This is a genomic window from Oleiphilus sp. HI0061 (genome assembly GCF_001635675.1).
The window spans coordinates 1-385 of sequence record NZ_LWFE01000738.1 but is presented as its reverse complement, the minus strand read 5'-3'; the positions used below and the strand labels follow the sequence as shown (position 1 = coordinate 385).

Below are 385 nucleotides of genomic sequence, written 5' to 3'. Positions count from 1 at the left end.
AGCATATGACGGTCTCGCAGCTTGCTACGAGAAACTGAATCAACCACAGAAAGCACAAGAATCACTTGAGTCAGCAGTTGAAATGTCGCCCAGAGTAATTCTACGTCATGAGAAACTAGGCAAGCTATGTCAAAAGAATCAAGACATTGAAAGCGCAACAGAGGCATACAGGAAAGCTATTCGATATGGCGAACACTCAATACATGAAAAAGCTGACAACTACCTAAACCTTGGCCGCTGCTTATCCGAAAGGTCATCGGGAGACCTTAGTGATTCTGGCAAAACACATGCGGACGAAGCGATACAAGTTCTAAACGAATTAACACATAAATTTTCGACTGACGAACAGGCCTGCCTCAATGCAACGCTTATCGAGGCTCGAGTA

The 385-nt window shown here is 44.4% G+C and carries 1 protein-coding gene; it reads left to right on the top strand.

The window, feature by feature from the left end:
* A partial coding sequence (locus A3735_RS09155) for a tetratricopeptide repeat protein (protein WP_156499557.1) occupies nt 1-385 on the top strand: 385 nt, incomplete at both ends.